The sequence below is a fragment of the Streptomyces sp. SID14478 genome (assembly GCF_010548525.1).
Lineage (GTDB): Bacteria > Actinomycetota > Actinomycetes > Streptomycetales > Streptomycetaceae > Streptomyces.
This window is the reverse complement of sequence record NZ_JAAGMG010001184.1, coordinates 50,118-69,778: the sequence shown is the minus strand read 5'-3', so window position 1 is coordinate 69,778 and position 19,661 is coordinate 50,118. Positions and strand designations below refer to the sequence as shown.

Below are 19,661 nucleotides of genomic sequence, written 5' to 3'. Positions count from 1 at the left end.
CCCGCCGCCCATCAGCGCCCGGCCCGCGCCCGCGCCTTGCCCCGCCGGGGTGTCCTGACCGTCGGTGCGCTCGGTGCGGCCGCAGTCGTGGCCATCGCCGTGCCGCTGACATCCGGGCCGGACAGGGCGCAGGAGGCGTCGCCGGCGCCGCGCCACGACACCAGCACGACAGACAGCACCGCGACGGACGGCGGTCACCTGGACATCGCCAACGCCGACTACGCCCTGCAGTCCCGGCCGGGCGGCACGGTCTCCGTCCAACTCATGGACCACGAGGGCGTATCCGGTCTGCAGGCCGCCCTGGACAAGGCCGGCATCCCCGCAACGGTGATGGTGCCCTCGGCCTCGTGCCACGCCACCCGCCCCACCGACAACCACGCACGCGGCACCCTCTCGAAGGTGGTGCCGCCGTCCGGCGCGCACGATGACGGCAGCCGGGACATCAAGCCCGATGCCATCGTCCCGGGCGACCACCTGCTGCTCGTCCCGAACTCGAAGACCGGCCCCGTGTCCCTGTTGACCATCCGCCTGGTCCGCCAACTGCCCACCTGCCTCCCGGCCGACTAGCTCATGTGACCGCCTGCCAGTGGTCCGCGAACACCGGCGCGCCCCTCCGCCGCTGAGGGGGGGCGCACGACATGCCGGGCTGGTGGCGGACGAGCGTGGCGAGCAGCCGCTCCACAAAGATCACCCGCATGCGACAGGCTCCCCACCGCCGGTGCCCGGGGACGTGTCGCAGGAGCTCGTGAGGACGGTTGATGCGGGAGGCGCCCAGAGACAGGCATGGGCCAGATGCATCAAGCAGGCTCGCTAGTCTCCCGAATGCACCCTAAATTGCCTGACTGTGAACGAGCACGATGGTCTCCCTCCCGCTCCGCAGTGGTTACGCGACGATCCCGATGCCCACAGCGTCTTCAGGCAACAAGTGACCCGCATGAGGAACGCTCGATACCGCGCAGAACGGGCCAGCGAAAAAGCCCGGCTGCGCCGAAGCGCCGAATCCCCCGACTCAGCCGATGGCGGCGCCGGCTGTAGCGAGTCAGGAGACCAATGACGTTTCGCTGATCAGCGGCCCGCGTCCTCGGCGCCACGCCGCTCGTCCGGCCGGTCGCTTCCGCGCCCCTGCTCACCATCCGGTGGGCGGGGCGCGGTCTCTACCGCTGACCTGTGGCCCGCTCCCGGACCCGATTCGCAAGCACAGTCCCCAGGAACAGAACAGGCGAGAACACCGCCCACTCCCACGCCTCGTCAGGACCGAAGACCACACGGCCCACCACCCAGCCCAACGCGGACATCACGATCGTGCTCCCGAGTACGAGCAACGCCCACCGGTGCGACCTCATACTGCCCAACTACCCCCGACGCGAGCCGAGATGTCCGCAGCACAGTCGGCTACCGCTACGGCCCCATCTCCTTCGTCGCCACCGATCCGCGAGTCCGGTGGGGCGGCCATTCCACTGAGGAGATGGGTGCCAGGATCTCCGCACTCAGCGTCGACGATCCTCCGGCCACGCATAGGGACCATGCCGTCGGCCGAATGCCATCGCCCGCTCATTGAACCGCCGACGCAGCCACGTCATCCAGAGCGCCAATGGGGTCGCGACAGCCCCCATCGCCAGGGCCATCCACCAGCCAATCCCGCTCCCGGAGAAGCGCAGCGCCAGCACGACGACTACGTAGACCGTCGCCGCGATGAGGACATTCCGCGTTCTCTTCGAGAGATTCATCAGGACCGGATACCCCGCCCCGGCGAGCGCAAAGAAGGGGCACGCGCCCGGTGTCTGCCTGGTCCCGTGCCTTCCCATCCGGTGGGCGGAATGTATTGCCCACCTCAGTCACCACACACGCACCCGATGCCCGACGCTTCCGGTCTGCGCCTGCAACACGGTCAGTGCGCGTGCGCCAGCGCGGCGCACCCATCCGGGTGATCACGTCTTGTCGGAGTGCGATCACTGGATGCAGGGCACAGCGTGGGAGCTGTCAGCCCAGACCAACCAAGGGAGTCGTCATGGGTGAGCGCAGCAACTGGCAGGACCCGACCACGGACCCGGTCCACCCGACCGAGGAGCGCTCCGGCCGGGAGCCCGAGCACGAGCGTCAGGGCCAGGAGCCGCAGCCTCAGCGCGAGCGTCCCGAGCGCCCCGAGCGCGAGCAGGGCGAGGAGTTCGAGCGCGCCGAGCCCCAGGGCGAGCGCGGCATCGACCCCATGTGAGATAGCCGCACGAGGGCTCGTACGACGGCATCCCCAGGACCGTGACGGTCTGGGGATGCCGTGCTGTCGGGTGCGGGACGTACACCTCCCTCGCCACCCCGCCTCACGGGCACTGCCCGCCGCCGGCGGCTGCGTACTGCGTGCTCAGGCGTTCTCCACGCCCGTAGGCGCCTCCATGTACTCGACCTCCTGCCGCCCGCACCCCTCGGCCAGGTCCTGCAGCACCGCGATCTCGGCCGGGTCCGCGCTCAGGGCCCAACGCAGCTTCGTCGCCGTCCAGTCCGCCGCGTAGGTGCAGCGGGCATCCGCGAGCGGCGGCAACCACTGGGCGGGGTCCTGGTCGGCCTTGGACCGGTTGGACTTGACGGTGACCGCGACGAGCGACCCCTCCGCGTCCACATCGTCGGCATACGCCCGACGCCGCGCGGAGGACCAGTGGGAAGCGCCGGAGGCCCAGGACTCGGCGAGCGGAACCATGTAGCCGACGTCCAGGCTGTCGGGGTCGGTGACGCTCTTGCCGTCGTAGTACGAGTACCAGCTCCCCGAGGTGACCGTGCAGGCTCCCTCGATCACGGGCTCGGTACGTGATTCGCGGATCAGCACCTCGGAACGGGTACTGCACCGGTCGTGATCGGAATCGACCCGGAGTGCGAAAGCAGTGTCCTCATACCCTCCGTGGGACTCTGCAGCGCGCGGCAGAAGGTCGATCGCGTCGGACAAGGGCAGACGTTGGTACTCCGGTGTGCCCGGCGCTGCCTGGGCGGGCGCGGCAGCCGCGGTGGGCAGGGCCAGAAATGCGAGGGCAGCGAGGCCCCGCAGCGACGTCGAGATCATGCAGCCGTGATAGCCGCCCCCGCACCCCGGTCGACCGGGCTTCGCCCCTGCCTCACCCGCACGGACGCAACAGTCGTACCGGCACCCCGACACCCTGCGAGTCTCCGCCTCTCCCATGCCCCGGCTCCAGCACTCGGTCTACAGCTCACGAGGCAATCCGGGCTTCGAGCAGCCACCCAGTCGCTCCGCAGATGATCGGCTGCGCGAGACGGTGAACGGCCTTTCGCCCGGCGGCGGTTGCTCCAGCGTCCGTGCCCGCTGGACCCGCCCGCGCAGGAGCGGACTGGTGTGCCACCACTGTGCTCCGTGTTCGGCAGGCCTCCAGCGCCCTCGCGCAATTTCACAAGGCAACAAGCGTTCAACGCGTGCACGCCTTAAGCGGGTTGAACCCGTTCGGCCACACAGGCGGCGGGCACTCGTGCCGGCGGAACGCCTCTACACCCACGGCAACGCTGGCCCGAGCGAGGCGTGCCACCCGCGGTCCCGGTCGTGACAACCGGCAACGCCGTACCCCGCCGGGTGACCTGAGCTCGGGCCGGCGCCGAGCACCCATGCCCCGGCCCGGCCGCCGCCTTCGCTCTGGTCACCTGCAATGGGGAACCGGGGGCTGCCTCCCGACCGGCCACCACCTGCCCGCCGCTTGGCGTCCGTGCACACCACAGACCTGCCCGATGACTGGTTGGAGAATCCCATGGGACTGCCCGAAACCGACCCCTACCGCCTCCAGGGCGCCGGGCTGACGCCCGCCGAGCGCACCGAAGCACTCGAGGCGATGACCGAGAAACTGGCCGCGGCGGGCGACGAGTTGGGGTGGCAGCTCGAGTGGCAGCCCGACCTCAGCGGCCATCTCACCGAAGCCCTCACCGCACACGTCAACAACATCGGAGATCCCTACGAGGACAGCGGATTCGGCTCCCACACGAAGGAGATGGAACGCCGCGTCCTCGACTACCTCGCGGACCTCTGGGGCGCGCAGCCCCACCATGACCCCGAAGACCGGGACTCCTACTGGGGTTTCCTGTGCTCCATGGGCGCCACCGAGGGAAACCTGTTCGCCTTGTGGAACGCACGCGAATACCTGACGGGCTGGAAACTTGCCTTCCCGGACGTCGCGGCGCGCGGGCAGGAAGAGGAGGCGGAGCCCGTGCGCGAGCCCGTTCTCCTGTTCTCGTCCGACAGCCATTACTCGATCATGAAGGCCGCGCGGATCGTTCAACTCGACACACCCGCGTCGCTGGGAAAGCGGCTCTACCCCGGCGAGTGCCCGCTCGACGGGGACTGGCCCTCCATGGTGCCCTCCACCGATGGGCCCGACGGTCCGGGCACCATCGACCAGCAGGCCCTCGACGTACTGGTCCGGTTCTTCGCCCGGCGCAGGCACCCTGCCGTCATCGTGCTGAACGCCGGCACGACGTTCAAGGGTGCCTTCGACGACGTACGGAGCGCGTGCACGAACGCGGCGGCCGCCTACCGCGACGCACAGGGCGCGACATGGCGGGCCCGGCCGGACGACCAGGCGGAAGACGATCTGCGCCGCTGGTACTGGGTGCACGTCGACGGGGCGTTGGGCACCGCTTACATGCCCTTCTTGAGGATGGCCGTCGATCGCGGCGAGATCCCCGCCGGGCCCTCCCCTTTCCCCGCGTTCGACTTCCGGGTCCCCGACGTCAGCTCCATCGTGGTCAGCACCCACAAATGGATCGGTTCGCCCTGGCCCGGCGGCGCCTACCTCACCCACAACCGCTACCGGATGGACCCGCCGGACTTCCCCGAGTACGTGGGAGCACAGGACACCACGATCGCGGGGTCCCGCAACGGCCACTCCGCGGTCATCATGTGGGAGTACTTCGCACGCCACTCCCACGCCGACCAGATGCACCAGGCCGTCGAAGGCCTGCAGACGGCCCAGTACGCGGAGCAGCGCCTGCGGCGGCTGCAGGAGACCCACTGGCCGCACCTGGATTTGTGGGTCGACCGGTCCGAGTGGTCCCTGAGCGTCCGCTTCAGGCGACCGACCCAGGCCATCGTCGACAAGGCAGGCCTCGGCGGCATGACCGTTCGCGTCAAGGGTGAGGAACGCCAGTACGTTCACCTCTTCACGATGCGCAACACCACGCTCGAGCAGATCGACCAACTGGTCAAGGACCTCGAGAACCCTCAGGCGTTCGACTGAGACAGCCGCGCCACCGGAACATGTCCGCTCATCTCCCGCACAGGGGAGCGGAGTTCACTGCGCCGTCGGCTCGTCCCGTCAGCGGGCGAGAGAGACGGCGAAGGGCTTGAAGCCGTGCCGGCGCAGCACATGGGGCACGACCAGGACCATGGCCTCGGTGGCGCGGGCCGTGGTGATGTCACCGAGGTCCTCGATGCGTTCGGGCTGCCAACCCAGGTCGCCGAGCAGGCCTGCAACGGTTCCCTTCGCCTGTTCGTCGTCGCCCGAGAGATAAGCGGTCGGCGGGGTGGCCAGGGTCTCAGGAGCAGTCATGACCGTGAAGAGCATGGTGTTGAGGGTCTTGACCACACGGGTGCCGGGGAGCGCGGCCTGGAGCTTCTCGGCGAGGCTGCTGCCGGGGTAGCACAGGTCGCCGGGCAGGCCGTCGGCGGCGTCGCGGGTCGCGTTGGAGACGTCGACGAGGATTTTCCCGGAGAGTTCCGCGCGCAGGCCGGCGAGGCGCTCCAGGGAGCTGTCGCCGGGCGTCGCGTTGATCACGATGTCCGTGGAGCGGGCTGCGGTGCGTTGGTCGGCGTAGATGATCCGCGGAGCGAGGCCGCCCCTGCGGGCGGCGGTGTCGTCGGGGTTGCGGCCGCCGATGGCGACATGGTGTCCGGCTGCGGAGAGCTTGGCGGCGAGGTTGGCGCCGACGCGGCCGGCGCCCAGGATGCCGATGCTGGTCATGGGGGGTGCTCCTTGCGTTGAGTGGGTGTGCGAAGGCGTCCGGTCAGGCGATCGGTGCGAGGACCTTGAGGGCCGCGCCGTGGATGCCGGGGGAAGCCGCCAGGAAGTCCCGGCTGCCGGTGTGCCAGGCAGCGCCCGTCAGGTCGGTGACGGAGCCACCGGCTTCCGCCACCAGCAGAGCGCCCGCGACCAGGCCTGAGCGGACGTCGGAGAACTGCCAGAACGCGTCCGTGCGGCCGGCGGCGACGTGGATGAGTTGCATCGTGGCGGGCACGGACACGCGCACGACCAGGCCGCTGATGAGCATGGCGGTGACGGAGTCACCGATCCGCCGGAAGGTGCGCTCGTCCTCGCCGGGCCTGGCCTGGCCTGGCCGGTGCCGAGGAGTGCGGCGCCCAGGTCGGTCTTGGCGGACACCGTCAACGGACGGCCGTTGAGCCGGGCGCCGCCGCCGGCGACGGCGGTGTAGGTGTCGCCGGTCAGCGGCAGGTGCACGACGGTGAGTACCGGCCGGTTGTCGCGGACCAGGGTGGCGGTGACGGCCCACTCCTCCATCCCGTGGACGTGATTGATGTTGCCCTCGGCGGGGTCGACGACCCACCACTCCCCGGGCGGGAGCGCGCCGCCCGCCAGCTCGTCCTCGACCCACTGCGCCCCCGGCCGGGCCCGCATCAGCGGCTCCCGCAGCATGTCCAGGACCGCGTCGTCATTGGCCTGGAGCTCGCCGACGATCTCGTCCAGGCTCCCGCCCCGGGCGTGCGCGGTGTAGCGGTCGCGCAACGTGACGCCTGCGGCCTCCACCGCAGTGGTCACGTCGGACACGAGCGTCGCATCGGCGTCGAAAGACATGGCTGTGCTCATGGTGGGCCCCCTGGAGGATCGGTGGATGCGGACGGTTGGCTCGTCCCGGCACTTCGAAGGTAGGCCGCCCGACCCTTAACAACAAGTGCATGCTTGTCACTTGTAAAGTTACTGGCATGCAACTGGATCTGAACCTGCTCACCGCCCTCGACGCCCTGCTCGAAGAGGGCAGTGTCGCCGGCGCAGCAGCTCGCCTCCACGTCACCTCACCTGCGATGAGCCGCACCCTGGGCCGCATCCGCAAGGCCACCGGCGACCAGATCCTGGTCCGCACCGGGCGCACCATGGCCCCCACCACCCGCGCGCTGGCCATGCGTTCCCACGTCCACGCCCTCGTGCTGCAGGCCCACGAGCTCCTGTCCGCACGGCAGGAACTCGACCTGGCGGCTCTGGGCCGGGTATTCACCGTGCGCTGGCACGACGCCCTGACCGCAGCCTGCGGCACCGCGCTGATCACAGCTGTCCACCATGAGGCCCCCGGCGTCCAGCTCCGCCTGACCACCGAATCCGGAACGGACGACGCCGAGCTGCGCCGCGGCGAGGTCGACCTCGAATCGAGCTCCAGCCCTCCGACGCTCCCCGACATCCGCCACCGTCTCATCGGCACGGACCGGTTGATCGTGGCCTTGCGTCCAGGCCACCCCTTCGCCGAAGGGCCTCTGAGCCTCGAGCGCTACGCTGCCGCCGAACACGTCACCGTCTCGCGGCGCGGAAACCTGCGCGACCCGGTCGACGACGCCCTGACGACCCACGGCCTCGAACGACGCGTCGTCGCCGCCGGACCCACCGCCGCGTTCGCCCTGCAACTCGCCCTCGAAACCGACCTCCTCGTCACGCTCCCCGACGCCGTCACCCGCACGACGCGCAAACGACTCGGCCTGATCTCCCTGCCGCCGCCGCTCACGCTGCCGGACGCCCCTCTGTACCTGCTGTGGCACCAGCGCTACGACAACGACCGCGCTCACGCCTGGCTGAGAGACCTGGCCACCGAGATCGTCCAAGCACTGTTCACACGACCGAGCACTCCCCCCAGCAGCGCGCCAGCTGGATCGGGCGGTGCCGGATAGCCGCTGTTCCCGGTGGAGTGTGCGGCTCGCAGCTGTGCGGGACAGCGTCCGGCTGGATGTCGGGAAATCCCGGATGCGCCGATCACGGCGTCTCGGTTACCGTTCGCGTATGTCTACGCCCCGAGTTTCCTAGCCAAGGACCCGCTTCCGTACCAGAAGTGTGTCCCTTTGCTTTCTCGGAGCGTCCTTCCATGATTACCGTTCGTGGTGTCGAGCTGCGCGCGGGCGCCCGCCTGCTGCTCTCCGACATCTCCTTCACCGTTTCCCCCGGCGACCGCATCGGCCTGGTGGGCCGCAATGGTGCGGGCAAGACCACCCTGATGACCGCCCTGGCCGGGCAGGCCACACCCGCCGCCGGCAGCATCACGCACGTCGGCCCGGCCGAGTTCCTGGCACAGGATTCCCACGCCGCCGACCCGGACGTCACGGTCACCGACCGGATCCTGTCCGCCCGTGGCCTGGACCGCACCCTGCACCGACTGCGCACAGCCGAGGCAGCGATGACCGACGCTGACACGCCGCTCCTGCTGGAGCGGGCGATGAGGGCCTACGCGCACGCGGAGGCAGCCTTCCAGGCCGCCGGCGGCTACGCGGCCGAGGCCGAGGCGGCCCGGGTGGCCACCGGACTGGGCCTGCCCGGGCGGGTGTTGGGCGAGCGGGTCGGCGATCTGTCCGGCGGGCAGAAACGGCGGGTGGAACTGGCCCGCACCCTGTTCGCCGGACATGACGGCACACTGCTGCTGGACGAGCCGACCAATCACCTGGACGCCGCCTCTGTCGCGTGGCTGCGCACCTTCCTCCGCAACCACACCGGTGGCCTGGTGGTCATCAGCCACGACCCCGCGCTGCTCGCCGATGTGGTCAACCGGGTGTTCCGCCTGGACGCCACCCGCGCCACGATCGACCTGCACAACACCGGCTGGCACACGTTCCTCGCCCAGCGCGAGGCCGATGAGCGGCGCCGTGTCCGTGAGCGGACGAACACCGAACGCAAGGCCACCGCCCTGCACGCACAGGCCGACAAGATGAAGGCCCGTTCGGCGACCGCCGTGATGGCCAGGAGCATGGCCCGGCGCGCCGACCGCATGCTGGCCGAACTCGACCCGGCCCGGCGCACGGAGAAGGTCGCCAGGATCCGGCTGCCCGAGCCCGTTCCCTGCGGACGCACACCGCTCGGCGCCATCAGCCTCACCAAGTCCTACGGCGACCACCAGGTCTTGGGCGGCGTGGACCTCGCCGTGGACCGGGGTAGCCGGCTGGTGATCCTCGGCCTCAACGGCGCGGGCAAGTCGACTCTGCTGCGCCTCCTCACCGGTACGGAACTGCCGGATTCCGGCCGCGTGGTACACGGACACGGTCTGCGCCTGGGCTACTTCGCCCAGGAACACGACACCCTTTCCCGTGACCGCACCGTCCGACAGAACTTGGCCGATGCCGCCCCGCACCTGAGTGAGGGTGAAGTCCGGCGCGTCCTGGGCGCGTTCCTGTTCTCCGGAGACGACGCCGACAAACGAGCCGGAGTGCTGTCCGGAGGGGAGAAGACGCGACTGGTGCTTGCCGGGCTGGTCCACTCCGGCGCGAACGTCCTGCTCCTCGACGAGCCGACCAACAACCTCGACCCCGCCTCCCGCACCGAGGTCCTGGCGGCGGTCGGCTCCTACCCGGGAGCGATCGTGATGGTCACCCACGACGAGGGTGCCATCGACGCCCTGCGTCCCGACCGGGTCCTGCTGCTGCCGGACGCGGACGAGGACCTGTGGAGCGAGGACCACCGCGACCTGATCACCCTCGCCTGACCCACCACCCCCGCCATCCGGCCCACGCGGCTCCCCGCGACAGAGCCGGGCCGGATGGCGGGGCATCATCCACACCACCGTCGAGACAGACGCCGCCCGGCGCAGTGCGCGCACTCCGATCCCCGAGCGGCGTCCAACTGGCGGGCGGCGCGCCCAGTTGGCCTCGGCCGCGCCTCGGCGGGACCCGAGCTGGCAGATGCGCTGCGCGACCCCGCACATCCTCTCTCGGCAGCCGCCGTCGACACCTTCGCGCACGAACACGCCACCTTCGCCTCGCCGCTCCTCGGCCTGCCGAACGCCCTGCTGACCCCGCATGTCGCCGGGATGACCAGGAGCGCCATGGCCACGGCCGCGCTCCGTTGCGCGGACCACATCGCGGCTCTGCTCGCCGACCACCCGGACGGCGTGCCCGTGGTGACCTTGTGACCGTCGCCTCACCCGGACGAGATCTGGTGGACCGGCGGAGCAGGCCGAGGTGATGCATCCGGGCGTTCTTACGCTCTACCACCCGCCTCCGTCGGCCTGGATCGGTGCCTTTGCACCGCGCCGGCCGAACCGTCCACGCTGCTCAATGTGTCCCCGGCATGACACCGACCAGGCCTGATGCCAGCGCCTTTGCCGGAATCAAGCCCCCTGGTTCTCCGTCACGGGCAGACACTCGGCAAGCAGGTCGACGACATCGCGCCAGGCTCGCTGCGCGTGCCGCGGGTGGTAGCCGACACCCGCGACCGCAGGGTGGTCGACCGGCGGATGGTGGAAGGCGTGCAAGGCGCCGCCGTAGACCGCGAGGCGCCAGTCGACGCCGGCGGTCTGCATCTCCTCGGTGAACGCCTCGCGTTGCGCGGGCGACATGATCGGGTCCTCCGACCCGACGCCGGCCCACACCGGGCACCGAATGCGCGCTGCCTCGCCCGGACGGCCCGTGGTCAGTGCGTTCAACGTCCCGATCGCGCGAAGGTTGACACCGTCGCGCCCGAGTTCCAGCCCGATGGCTCCCCCGGTGCCGTAGCCGACGGCGGCGATCCGGTCGGAATCGACCCGCGGTTCGGCGCGCAACACGTCGAGCGCCGCATGGCCGATGCCCCGCATCCGGTCAGGATCAGCAAGCAATGGCAGGCAACGGGCCAGCATCTCCTCGGGGTCGCTCAGATAGCGTCCGCCATGGAGGTCGAAGGCCAGCGCTACGTATCCCAACTCGGCGAGAACATCGGCCCGGCGGCGCTCGACGTCGCTGAGCCCCGTGCCCTCCGGTCCGAGCAGCACCGCAGGCCGGCGATCGACACCGGCCGGGAGCGCGAGATGCCCGATCATCGTCAAACCGTCGGCCGGATACGTGACCGTGCGCGTCGTCATCGTCGTCATGAGCCTGGACTGTAGTGATCGTCGAGCCCGGTCCGGCCGCCGTTCTGCCTCCGGCAGAGCAGACCCGGCACTCGAACGTAGGAGTGATCGCGCGAAACCTGATCAGGGCCTGAATGACGGCCGCCTCCGCCAAGGAAGGGGGCGAGGGTCGGCGAATGCGGCCGGCCGGTGCGGCACTCTCGACGCGTGGGTAGGGTCGTTCTCCTGTCTTCGACCAGGGAGGTCTCTCGAATGTCGCAGCAAGGCGCCGCCAAGGACGGGCAGCGACTCCGGAACGCGTCCAAGAGGTCGAGGGTCTCCTCTCCCGTTTCAGCCGATGGGCCTCGCAACGCGTCGATATCGTCGGTCTGCTCCTTGTGGGGTCCTACGCACGCAACGCCGCGCGTCCCGAGTCGGACGTCGACGTCATCCTTCTGACCACCGAAGAAGCCCTGTACCTCCACGACGACGCCTGGGTCGCGGAACTGGGCCTCGGCGACCTCGTGCGCGCCCAGACGTTCGGGGCCATCACCGAACGCCGCCACGTCACCGCATCCGGCCTCGAGATCGAGATCGGCATCGGCTCGCCAATCTGGGCGGACACCTCGCCCGGGCACACGTCGGGTCGTCACCGACGGCGCCCGCATCCTCCACGACCCCACAGGACTCCTCAACGACCTTGCGGCTGCCTGCTGAAGCCGTCCTCTCAACCGGAGGCTTCCCCTGCCGGAGGCACTCGCGGCGCAACGGTGGTGAACGGGCCGTCCTGGCGGTCACGTGGTCCTTCGACGGCTTCTCCGGTGCCCCGAGGTAAAGGGGGCGCGCGGGGACGGTAGATCACAAGGCCTGACTCAAGAACGTGGTGCGGATCGAGCGATTGCCGGACCTGAAGCCCATTCACCGGCGTCAGGCGGTCGTCCTGGCCCTGCCTGCGAGCAGTCTCCGAGCTGTGCACGGCCCCGCTCTTCACGTCCGAAGTCGACCCGGACACGGGCCAACTCTTTCTGTTGGAGACCATCAGCAACCTGCTGACCTTCGGCGAACTGCCGGACAATCCTGGCGTGGACGAAGTCGAGCGAGTGGTCGTGCGTCGGCCGGCCTGGCGACCTACCTCGACGGTCTCGTCGAAGGCTCCTCCTACTACCACCCCTCGGAGGAAGCCCACCACCAGTACCTCGCCGACCTGGCGGACTGGGCGAGCGAGGGCCATTTCGCGTCGCGCCACTTCGCTGTCGAGACCGCCTGCCACGGTGCTCGCGGGGTTCTCCCCGATTCCGCAGGGCTGCTCGACTCGTCCACGGGTCGCGCGTTGCTCGCGCTCTGCGAGGACTTCGGCGAGGAGCTCGTCACAACAATTCAGTGGCTCCGCATGCCGGGTCACTAGCGACCGCGTCGTGAGCCGGATGGCGAGTGCGGCAGCCGTGCCTGGCCCCATTCGCTGAAGGTCTTGTTCGAGGTCAAGCACTGGAATGACGGTCTCAGATCAAGCAAGGCGAAGAGTGTGCGCCTACACGTTCCGGGCGTGGTTGCCGCGGCCCTCCAGATGCCAGCTGACGATCCGCTCCGGGTGGATCCGAATCACCTCCTTGCTGAAGAAATCCGGTGCCACTGGAGGCAATTCGACCACGATCAGTTCGGCCCTGCCCCGGATCTCCACACCGCGCCCCCACCCAGGGGCGACAGCATCGGGGGCATCCTCCGGAGTCATGTCGTCGACGACGAACGAAACCTGTGGGTGGGTCTCCGCGTTGCGGTACTTCCGGCTCTTCGCGTTGTCCGGACCACCAATATCGACCGTCCCGTCCTCGTTCAGGCGGAAACCGACCGGGCGCACCGCGAGCGTCCCGTCCGGGGCAGCGGTGGCCAGCCGCCCGAGGCTCTGGCCGAGCAGATATGCACGCTCTTTCGAAGTGAAGATCGAGTCCATGTCTGCAATGTAGAACCTCAACCTGAGTTGAGATCAAGCCCTTCCCGGGGTGTTACCTATCGATAGCTGTCGGCGATCATCGACTTCTCACGGTGCCGAAGCAGGACCATTCGGAAACCGCCTGCGCACAGACTGCGCACCAGCCCACGGCAGACCCGGCGGCGCCGGACCGAAGCGATGAAGTGCGCCAGGTGCGCTTGTGAAACGAGCTCGCGCCACACCACCTGAACCCGATAGGTGTGCGACGGATCCACACTGATGGAAGGCTCTCCCGCCGCACGACCTGCCCGAACACCTCCACCGGCTCGTCGGCTTGAGCCGCTCGTCCGTTCGTCGTGTCGCAGACGGCCATCTCGCCGTGTCGCAGACGGCCATCTCGCCCTGGCAGGCCGGAGCGTGGTCGACCGGCGTCACAATGGTCCACGCGCTACCTGGGTCGTCCGACTCCCGACCACAGACGGCGAGAGCCGCCGCCAGGTCGCAGTGTTGCCGATGCGACCTCACAAAGATCACCGGGCGGCCGGGTCCGGCGCCTGTTCACGGCACCGGGCCCGGCCTACAACGGATCAGCCGTGCTTCACATGTCCGTCAGCAGTACTTCTGCTTCACCTTGTACGCCAGTGCCTTGCGACTGACCGACTCACCGCAGCGCACTGCCCCGTCCACCCGGATCGAGTAGGTCTTGGCCTGTCCGGTGGCCTTCTTGATCAGGCTCCGACCGCCGTCACAGTAGTAGCCCGTCCAGTAGCCGGAGGCCTGGCGGCGGCCTACGTAGAAGAAGTACCGGCCCTTCTTTGCGAGGGTGTCCTCCACCGTCAGGCTGCGCGTCTCGGAATGGCTCTTGTCGTGCCGGTACTCCCCGGAGAACTGCGCATCCAGGCTCCCCAGCACCTTGCCCACCGAGAAGTTGGCGTTGACGCTGCTGGTGAAGGTCATGCCGGAACTGGCCGTCGCCACGTGCTCCGTGTGTCGCGTGACCTTGCGGGCCCCGCCCGAGTACTGCTTCTCGTAGCCCTTGACGTGGGTGATCTTCCAAGGGTGCTTGGGGAAGTCCCACTTCACCGAGTAGTGACCCAGTTCGCAGATCAACGGGCCCGCAGAGGCCGCGGTCGCCGGTACCGCAGCCATGAGGCAGGCGGTCACGCCCGTGGTGGCCAAAGAGGCAATCAACTTCCTGTGCATCTGAACTCCCCGTAAAAGTGCAGGGGAAGCGGACCTGCCTGCTCCCCCGTTCCGTGCCCCATCTGGTCCTGATGGCGCCCGGACAATGTATGCGGGGGTGCTCCATGCCCCGCATGACGCTGAGCAAGAGTTGATGATCCATTTCAAATTCCACACACCGTGGTCGAATTTCTGGCTCGCCCGCGGATGGCCGATGACCACCGTGCAGACGTTTCCGAGCGCCCTGAGGAGTCGGGCAGGCAGCCGCTGATCCAGCCCGCGCCGTGAGCGCAGGGCAGGCGCAATCTGCGCACGTCCCCTCGATTACGGAGTAATGGCGGGCGCAGCGCGCTGATCGGCGGCAACTATTGCTGCAGATGACGGGGTCGAGCACATACGAGCGCACAGACCCGGTCGTCACCGGGACGGAGCAGGACGCCACCATGGGCGAGATCCTCGGTAGTACGGCAGTCATGATCAAGCCCAAGGGCAATCAGCGGCTCGCCGTGGCCCTGGATCAGCAAGGCAACTACGACTGGACCCAGCTGGAGCTGCGGACTGCCGAACCCGCCACCGACCGCATCTGGATCGTCGAGCAGTACAACGGCCAATCCACGCCGCCCGGCCGGCCACCTCTTGCTGTAGCTCTGTCCGGCCCGGCAGGGCTACAGCGATCGGCCCGGTCACCGCCTGTCTCCGTTTCGGGGCCGTAGGTTCTGGCTCGGGCCGTTCAGACCGGCCTGCGCTGTCCCGTCGCAGAGACCCGTGGCCTGCAGGCCCGTGTTCTTGCATTGCCCACCTTCTGTGAGACATCTGGCGGCGTGGCGTCCTGCACCGCTGCAGGAAAATCTCGGTGCGGCGAGAGGTAAGCATGTCGTATCGTGGGCGAGTTCCTGTTCCTTCGTGTCGATCTTGAGGTGACGTCTTATTAACCAGGCCGAGTAGTCGTCCGTGTTCCCCGCGTGCTGAGTCGTCGCACGTGTGCGGGGCGGACGTCGTGCTGGCCTGAGTTGCGTCATCCTTCCCCGTAGTTTCTCTTCCCGGGTGCAGCTCTGCCGTCTGCCCCGGGTTTCGTGTTCTCCGGCCCCCGGTGTGGCTGTCGGCAGGCTCCCCGGTCCTCTTGGACCAGGAGTTCCCCGTCGTGTCTTCCTCCGCGCTCGACAACGAGCCACAGCACACCGCCTCTCCCCCAGGCCCTCCCACACCTGAGCTTTCGGCCATGGGCCTGGCCGCCTGGATCGCCCTCTTGGTGCTGCTGGGCGCCGAGTTGATGGACATGATCGACCAGTCGGTCGTGCTGACCGCCCTGCCCGCGATCCAGGAGTCGACCAGCGCCGGACCGGACGCGGTGCAGTGGCTGACCACCGGCTACTCGCTGCCCATCGCGATCGGCCTGATCACCGGCGGACGCCTCGGCGACCTCTACGGCCGGCGGAGGGTCCTCCTCGTCGGCACCGTCGTGTTCACGGCGGCCTCGCTGCTGTGCGGCCTCGCCACCGGGCCGGGCGTGCTGATCGGCGCCCGTGGGCTCCAGGGCATGGGAGCAGCCGTGATGATCCCGCAGATCCTGGCCACCCTCCACATCACCTTCGCGGGGCAGAACCGCAGCAAGGTGTTCGGCCTGTACGGGGCCGTCATGTCGCTCGCCAATGTGCTGGGCCCGGTGATGGGCGGGCTGCTCACCGAGGCCGACCTGTTCGGGCAGTCGTGGCGGCCGGTCTTCCTGGTCAACGTGCCCGTCGGTCTCGCCGTGATCCTTCTGGGACGCCGGTTCATCCCCGAGTCGTTGGTGAAGAAGGCCGAGCGGCTCGATCTCATCGGCGTGCTGCTGTCCGCCCTGGCCATCGTCCTGATCGTCTTCCCACTCACCGAGGGGCACCTGCGGCACTGGCCGCTGTGGTGCTTCGTCCTGCTCGCCGCCGGCCTCCTCGTACTCGGCGTCTTCCTGCTCCACCAGAAGCGCAAGCAGGGCAACGCACCGCTCGTGGCACTGTCTCTCTTCCGAAGCCGGCAGTTCTCCGGCGGCATGGCCGCGCAGTTGATGCACGGCCTGCTGTGCGGGCTGTTCTTCATGACCTGGGCGCTCTACCTTCAGCAGGGACTGGGCATGAGCCCGTTCCACGCGGCCCTGGCCTTCGTGCTGCTCTCCCTCGGAGAGCTGGCCGGTGCGACCGTCACGACGAAGAGTGGCGGGCGTTTCGCCCGTCGCCTGCCCCAGGCAGGGGTCCTCATCACGCTCGCGTCGACGGTCGCGTACGGAATCCTGGCCGGCGCAGGTCAGGCAGCCGTGACGCTGCCGGCGATGGCCGCGCCGGTGATGCTGATCGGCTTCGGCCTCGGTATGGTCGGCGGGCCGCTGGCCGACATGTCGCTGGCCCGGGTCCCGCACAAGGATGCCGGTTCGGCTTCGGGTCTGTTCAATACCGTTATGCATCTGGGCATCGCCCTCGGCACGGCGCTGACCGCCCTGGTGTTCTTCGCCGGCACCGGTGGCTCGGCCGACGCCGCCCTCAACCGTGACGCGTTCCTCGCCGTGCTGTGGTGTGTCGGTGGCCTCCTCGCCTTGATGTGGGTCCTGATGTTCTGCCTGCCCAGGCAGGTGAACAACCAGGCTGACGGAGAACAACCAGGCTGACTGAGGCGGTTCGCCCCGGCGGCGGTGCCCCCATACCGGGTACCGCCGTCCCCCTCACCCCTCGTGACTACGCGGACCGTTCCCAGGACGGCAGGGCTTTTCTGGCGCGCAGGGCGAACGATGCGGACGTGCAGGGCAGTTCGGGCGAGCAATCTTTGCTGCCGTGGTCGTCAGTCCTGCTGCGGTTTGCCCACGCCTGCGCGGTAGGTACCGGGGGTCATGCCTACGGTGTGGGCGAAGGTTTGGACGAAAGCGCTGGTGGTTGCCCATCCGCAGGCGTGGGCGGTGTCGGTCACGGTGGCGCCCTCGGCGAGCATGACCATCGCGGTGAAGATCCGGACACGGGTGCGCCATTGAGGGAAGGTCGTGCCGAACTCGTCGCGGTAGAGGCGGGAGAGGGTTCGCTCGCTGGTGTGCACACGCTCGGCGAGCTGGGTGAGGGTCCAGGGCTGGTGCAGGTCCTCTTCGACGGTTCGGCAGGCGTCGGCCAGTCGTTGGTCGCGGGCTGCGGGCAGGGCGACGGGTTGGGCCGTCACGCGGCGCATCCGGTCGCGTAGCACCGCTTCGATGTGCCGGATCTCGATCTGCGTGAGAGCGGTGCCGGTGAGCGCGATCAGCAACTCGCGCACCAGCGGATCGACGGCGATGACCGTCGGGTTCTCGGCGTCGAGCAGCGGCGGCCTGCCGTGGGCGGAGAAGCCGACGGTGTGGAAACGGCTCTGCCCGTAGAAGCGGTGTTCGTGCCAGGTGTGGGCCGGAATCCACACGGCGCGGTCGTTGGAGGCGATCCAGGAACCGTGCTCCGTGGTGATCGCCAGGACGCCCGCGCTGACGTAGATGAGCTGGTGGTCGTCGTGACGGTGCCGGTCGATGGTCGCGCCGCCGCCGAGGAGCCGAGTGGTGGTCGGCGCGACGGGCGAGTGGCGGATCTGCGACATAGATAGGCAGAATACGGGAAGCGCGCCCAGGGTGCCCGCGCCCATCGTGGACGTGTGACAACGATCCAGGAAACAAGCACGTCCCGTGAGGCGGGAGGTCCGCCCGGGCACTGGCGCCGGATGCGGATCTGGGCGAGCGCTCATGCCGTCGACGACTTCTACCAGGGCCTTGTGCCCGCCGCGGTGCCCTATTTCGTACTGCAACGCGACTTCAGTTATGTCCAGGCCTCGGGGCTGGCCCTTGCCGCGACGCTCGGCAGCGCGGTACCGCAGGTGCCGATCGGACTGCTCGCCGACCGGTTCCGGCTGCGGTGGATGTCACCACTGGGAGTCGGCCTGGCGGGCGTCGGGGCAGGCCTTTCCGGGCTGGTTCCCTCCTACCCGCTGGTGTTCGCGCTGCTCCTGATGGCGGGTGTCGGCATCGCCATGTTCCATCCGCCCGCGGGGCGCGATGCGCGCCGTGCGGCCGGGGGCAGCGCCACCGCCATGAGCTACTTCGCCGCGGGCGGCAGCGTGGGCTTCTTCATTGCCCCTGCCCTGGTCACACCCGCCCTGGGCAACCTCGGAATGGGCGCGACCGCACTGTTCATCCCACCCGCTGTCCTCATGGGCTTCGTGCTGCTGCGTCACCACACCCGGACATCGAGTACGGCGGTCAGCAAGGTGCAGCGCCAGGGAAGGGACCTGCCGGGCCGGTTCGCTGCCCTGACCGCCGTCGAGATCGTGCGGTCCACCATCTCGACCGGGCTGAACACCTTCATCTCGCTGTACTGGATCCGCCACCTGGAAGCGAGCAGCGGCCTCGGAGGTCTCGCCCTGACCCTCGTTCTCGGCGGCGGTGTGGCCGGCACTCTGCTCGGTGGGCGGCTGGCCGACCGCATCGGCATGGTGCGCACCGTACAGATCGGCAATGCCGCCATGTTGCCGGCCCTGTGGCTCATGCTGATCTGCGACGACAAATACATGGCGCTGCCGCTCGCCCTGCTCGTCGGTCTGATCTCGAACATCCCGTTCGCCGTCCTTATCAAGCTCGGCCAGGACTACCTGCCCAGCCGGCCCGGGACCGCCGCCGGCGTCACCCTCGGCCTCGCGATGAGTGCCGGCGGCCTGTTCATGCCACTGCTCGGCATCGCCGCAACCCACTACGGCCCCCGAGGCGCACTCGCTGTCCTCGCCACCCTGCCGGCGCTCGCGATGCTGCTCTCCGTCTTCTTGCGTGAACCGGACGGGCTCCTCAGCGACCCGGCGTAGACGCCGGCCGTCCTCGACGGTGCGCAGGACCCGGGGGCATCGAGTGGTGATGTCGTCGACGTAGGCGCGGAACAGGGAATGGAGTGGCCGGGACCCGGGACTCCGTCGAGGCCCCGATGATCCGAACCTGGCGCCTTCGTCCTCGGCATGCGCGGCTACCTCGTGCTGCCTTGTCCATCCAGCGTGCTCCGTACGGTCTCAAGGCGCCTTCGCTGGCGGCGGAGTCCCAGCGGAGTCCAGAGCGAGCACACAAGCGTGAAGGAGAACAGGGCCGCGACACCATATTCCTGACTGAGCATCCGGTCGACGGCGAGCGTGGCGAACAGCACGATCATGACGACACGCAGCACCTTTTGCGGTCTGGACGACGCCCGGTCCACCGCTTGCGACTGGCGCTCCACGATGTCCAGGGCGGCGGAACGCAGAGCGGGGTCCGCAGGCAGGCGACCACTGCTTATCTGCGTGCCCACGTAGCTGTACCGGCTCAGCGAGAGGCCGTGCCGGCCGGCCCGCCTGCGTTCTCTGCACAGGACCACGCACGACGTGACGGCCACGACGACGATCAGGAACGCCGCCATGAGAACGCCGGAAAGCACCCTCCCCGAGAGGTTCAGCACGAGGCCCACTACGAAGCCGAACAGGCCGCTGAGGACCAGAAGCAATGCCCAGCGCATGGTGAGCCGACGCCGCAACGTGGCCTCGTCCGGGAACGCGATAGGTTGGTTGGTCATCGATGTTCTCT

The 19,661-nt window shown here is 68.9% G+C and carries 19 protein-coding genes and 1 pseudogene; 10 read left to right on the top strand and 10 right to left on the bottom strand.

Going from position 1 to position 19,661, the window contains the following annotated elements; all coding sequences use genetic code 11:
* Nucleotides 1-567, top strand: a 567-nt coding sequence (locus G3I40_RS37640; RefSeq protein ID WP_164559304.1) for a hypothetical protein, incomplete at its 5' end; no start/stop codon positions are given.
* A 1-nt stretch (nucleotide 568) separates the two neighbouring features.
* On the opposite strand, the gene G3I40_RS48015 is transcribed toward G3I40_RS37640, so the two are convergent.
* The gene (locus G3I40_RS48015; RefSeq protein ID WP_275410294.1) at nucleotides 569-697 is read right to left on the bottom strand and encodes a hypothetical protein; all 129 of its coding nucleotides are present in this window, start codon (nucleotides 695-697) and stop codon (nucleotides 569-571) included.
* Between the two features lie 790 nt (nucleotides 698-1,487).
* Nucleotides 1,488-1,727, bottom strand: coding sequence for a hypothetical protein (locus G3I40_RS37635; protein WP_164559303.1), 240 nt, complete (start codon nucleotides 1,725-1,727; stop codon nucleotides 1,488-1,490).
* A 281-nt stretch (nucleotides 1,728-2,008) separates the two neighbouring features.
* Here G3I40_RS37635 and G3I40_RS37630 point away from each other — a divergent pair, with 281 nt between their 5' ends.
* Entirely contained in the window at nucleotides 2,009-2,212 is a 204-nt protein-coding gene (locus G3I40_RS37630) for a hypothetical protein (RefSeq protein WP_164559302.1), read from the top strand.
* Nucleotides 2,213-2,356: 144 nt separating this feature from the next.
* On the opposite strand, the gene G3I40_RS37625 is transcribed toward G3I40_RS37630, so the two are convergent.
* Nucleotides 2,357-2,815 carry a hypothetical protein gene (locus tag G3I40_RS37625; protein WP_343245143.1) on the bottom strand — a complete coding sequence of 153 codons (459 nt, stop codon included), beginning with the start codon at nucleotides 2,813-2,815 and terminating at the stop codon, nucleotides 2,357-2,359.
* 922 nt (nucleotides 2,816-3,737) lie between these two features.
* Between G3I40_RS37625 and G3I40_RS37620 the strand changes: the two genes are divergently transcribed.
* Nucleotides 3,738-5,219 carry a pyridoxal-dependent decarboxylase gene (locus G3I40_RS37620; RefSeq protein WP_164559300.1) on the top strand — a complete coding sequence of 494 codons (1,482 nt, stop codon included), beginning with the start codon at nucleotides 3,738-3,740 and terminating at the stop codon, nucleotides 5,217-5,219.
* A 78-nt stretch (nucleotides 5,220-5,297) separates the two neighbouring features.
* Here G3I40_RS37620 and G3I40_RS37615 read toward each other — a convergent pair whose 3' ends face one another.
* Together G3I40_RS37615 and G3I40_RS37610 are read right to left on the bottom strand one after the other, a co-directional pair.
* Complete coding sequence (locus tag G3I40_RS37615; protein WP_164559299.1) at nucleotides 5,298-5,942, bottom strand: NAD(P)-binding domain-containing protein; 645 nt, start codon at nucleotides 5,940-5,942, stop codon at nucleotides 5,298-5,300.
* Nucleotides 5,943-5,985: 43 nt separating this feature from the next.
* Nucleotides 5,986-6,803 (bottom strand): annotated as a pseudogene (locus tag G3I40_RS37610) (inositol monophosphatase).
* A gap of 116 nt (nucleotides 6,804-6,919) precedes the next feature.
* On the opposite strand from G3I40_RS37610, the gene G3I40_RS37605 reads away from it, so the two are divergent.
* From G3I40_RS37605 to G3I40_RS47675, 3 genes are all read left to right on the top strand, one after another.
* Entirely contained in the window at nucleotides 6,920-7,870 is a 951-nt protein-coding gene (locus G3I40_RS37605; RefSeq protein ID WP_164559298.1) for a LysR family transcriptional regulator, read from the top strand.
* A gap of 191 nt (nucleotides 7,871-8,061) precedes the next feature.
* Nucleotides 8,062-9,666 carry an ABC-F family ATP-binding cassette domain-containing protein gene (locus G3I40_RS37600; protein WP_203645470.1) on the top strand — a complete coding sequence of 535 codons (1,605 nt, stop codon included), beginning with the start codon at nucleotides 8,062-8,064 and terminating at the stop codon, nucleotides 9,664-9,666.
* Between the two features lie 54 nt (nucleotides 9,667-9,720).
* Nucleotides 9,721-10,092 (top strand): NAD(P)-dependent oxidoreductase, encoded by a 372-nt coding sequence (locus tag G3I40_RS47675; protein ID WP_239092167.1) that lies wholly within the window; start codon nucleotides 9,721-9,723, stop codon nucleotides 10,090-10,092.
* A gap of 198 nt (nucleotides 10,093-10,290) precedes the next feature.
* On the opposite strand, the gene G3I40_RS37590 is transcribed toward G3I40_RS47675, so the two are convergent.
* Complete coding sequence (locus G3I40_RS37590; RefSeq protein ID WP_164559297.1) at nucleotides 10,291-11,028, bottom strand: dienelactone hydrolase family protein; 738 nt, start codon at nucleotides 11,026-11,028, stop codon at nucleotides 10,291-10,293.
* A 356-nt stretch (nucleotides 11,029-11,384) separates the two neighbouring features.
* On the opposite strand from G3I40_RS37590, the gene G3I40_RS37585 reads away from it, so the two are divergent.
* Complete coding sequence (locus tag G3I40_RS37585) at nucleotides 11,385-11,843, top strand: nucleotidyltransferase domain-containing protein (RefSeq protein ID WP_343245142.1); 459 nt, start codon at nucleotides 11,385-11,387, stop codon at nucleotides 11,841-11,843.
* Between the two features lie 671 nt (nucleotides 11,844-12,514).
* On the opposite strand, the gene G3I40_RS37580 is transcribed toward G3I40_RS37585, so the two are convergent.
* Complete coding sequence (locus G3I40_RS37580; RefSeq protein WP_164559296.1) at nucleotides 12,515-12,934, bottom strand: PPOX class F420-dependent oxidoreductase; 420 nt, start codon at nucleotides 12,932-12,934, stop codon at nucleotides 12,515-12,517.
* Between the two features lie 588 nt (nucleotides 12,935-13,522).
* Nucleotides 13,523-14,062, bottom strand: coding sequence for a hypothetical protein (locus tag G3I40_RS37575; RefSeq protein ID WP_164559295.1), 540 nt, complete (start codon nucleotides 14,060-14,062; stop codon nucleotides 13,523-13,525).
* 410 nt (nucleotides 14,063-14,472) lie between these two features.
* On the opposite strand from G3I40_RS37575, the gene G3I40_RS37570 reads away from it, so the two are divergent.
* Both G3I40_RS37570 and G3I40_RS37565 read left to right on the top strand, forming a co-directional pair.
* On the top strand, nucleotides 14,473-14,808 hold the full coding sequence (locus G3I40_RS37570) for a hypothetical protein (RefSeq protein WP_164559294.1): 336 nt from the start codon (nucleotides 14,473-14,475) through the stop codon (nucleotides 14,806-14,808).
* A gap of 506 nt (nucleotides 14,809-15,314) precedes the next feature.
* Nucleotides 15,315-16,730, top strand: a complete 1,416-nt coding sequence (locus tag G3I40_RS37565; RefSeq protein ID WP_239092166.1) for an MFS transporter — start codon at nucleotides 15,315-15,317, stop codon at nucleotides 16,728-16,730.
* Between the two features lie 170 nt (nucleotides 16,731-16,900).
* Here G3I40_RS37565 and G3I40_RS37560 read toward each other — a convergent pair whose 3' ends face one another.
* The gene (locus G3I40_RS37560; protein WP_164559292.1) at nucleotides 16,901-17,668 is read right to left on the bottom strand and encodes a helix-turn-helix transcriptional regulator; all 768 of its coding nucleotides are present in this window, start codon (nucleotides 17,666-17,668) and stop codon (nucleotides 16,901-16,903) included.
* Between the two features lie 54 nt (nucleotides 17,669-17,722).
* Between G3I40_RS37560 and G3I40_RS37555 the strand changes: the two genes are divergently transcribed.
* Nucleotides 17,723-18,919, top strand: coding sequence for an MFS transporter (locus G3I40_RS37555; RefSeq protein WP_343245141.1), 1,197 nt, complete (start codon nucleotides 17,723-17,725; stop codon nucleotides 18,917-18,919).
* 155 nt (nucleotides 18,920-19,074) lie between these two features.
* On the opposite strand, the gene G3I40_RS37550 is transcribed toward G3I40_RS37555, so the two are convergent.
* Entirely contained in the window at nucleotides 19,075-19,650 is a 576-nt protein-coding gene (locus tag G3I40_RS37550) for a hypothetical protein (RefSeq protein WP_164559291.1), read from the bottom strand.
* Nucleotides 19,651-19,661: the final 11 nt, after the last annotated feature.

Coding starts and splice junctions, on each gene's coding strand:
- G3I40_RS48015 (WP_275410294.1), bottom strand. CDS start 697: ATGCGGGTGATCTTTGTGGAGCGGCTGCTCGCCACGCTCGTCCGCCAC.
- G3I40_RS37635 (WP_164559303.1), bottom strand. CDS start 1,727: ATGAATCTCTCGAAGAGAACGCGGAATGTCCTCATCGCGGCGACGGTC.
- G3I40_RS37630 (WP_164559302.1), top strand. CDS start 2,009: ATGGGTGAGCGCAGCAACTGGCAGGACCCGACCACGGACCCGGTCCAC.
- G3I40_RS37620 (WP_164559300.1), top strand. CDS start 3,738: ATGGGACTGCCCGAAACCGACCCCTACCGCCTCCAGGGCGCCGGGCTG.
- G3I40_RS37615 (WP_164559299.1), bottom strand. CDS start 5,942: ATGACCAGCATCGGCATCCTGGGCGCCGGCCGCGTCGGCGCCAACCTC.
- G3I40_RS37605 (WP_164559298.1), top strand. CDS start 6,920: ATGCAACTGGATCTGAACCTGCTCACCGCCCTCGACGCCCTGCTCGAA.
- G3I40_RS37600 (WP_203645470.1), top strand. CDS start 8,062: ATGATTACCGTTCGTGGTGTCGAGCTGCGCGCGGGCGCCCGCCTGCTG.
- G3I40_RS47675 (WP_239092167.1), top strand. CDS start 9,721: ATGGCGGGGCATCATCCACACCACCGTCGAGACAGACGCCGCCCGGCG.
- G3I40_RS37590 (WP_164559297.1), bottom strand. CDS start 11,028: ATGACGACGATGACGACGCGCACGGTCACGTATCCGGCCGACGGTTTG.
- G3I40_RS37580 (WP_164559296.1), bottom strand. CDS start 12,934: ATGGACTCGATCTTCACTTCGAAAGAGCGTGCATATCTGCTCGGCCAG.
- G3I40_RS37575 (WP_164559295.1), bottom strand. CDS start 14,062: ATGGCTGCGGTACCGGCGACCGCGGCCTCTGCGGGCCCGTTGATCTGC.
- G3I40_RS37570 (WP_164559294.1), top strand. CDS start 14,473: ATGACGGGGTCGAGCACATACGAGCGCACAGACCCGGTCGTCACCGGG.
- G3I40_RS37565 (WP_239092166.1), top strand. CDS start 15,315: ATGGGCCTGGCCGCCTGGATCGCCCTCTTGGTGCTGCTGGGCGCCGAG.
- G3I40_RS37560 (WP_164559292.1), bottom strand. CDS start 17,668: ATGTCGCAGATCCGCCACTCGCCCGTCGCGCCGACCACCACTCGGCTC.
- G3I40_RS37550 (WP_164559291.1), bottom strand. CDS start 19,650: ATGACCAACCAACCTATCGCGTTCCCGGACGAGGCCACGTTGCGGCGT.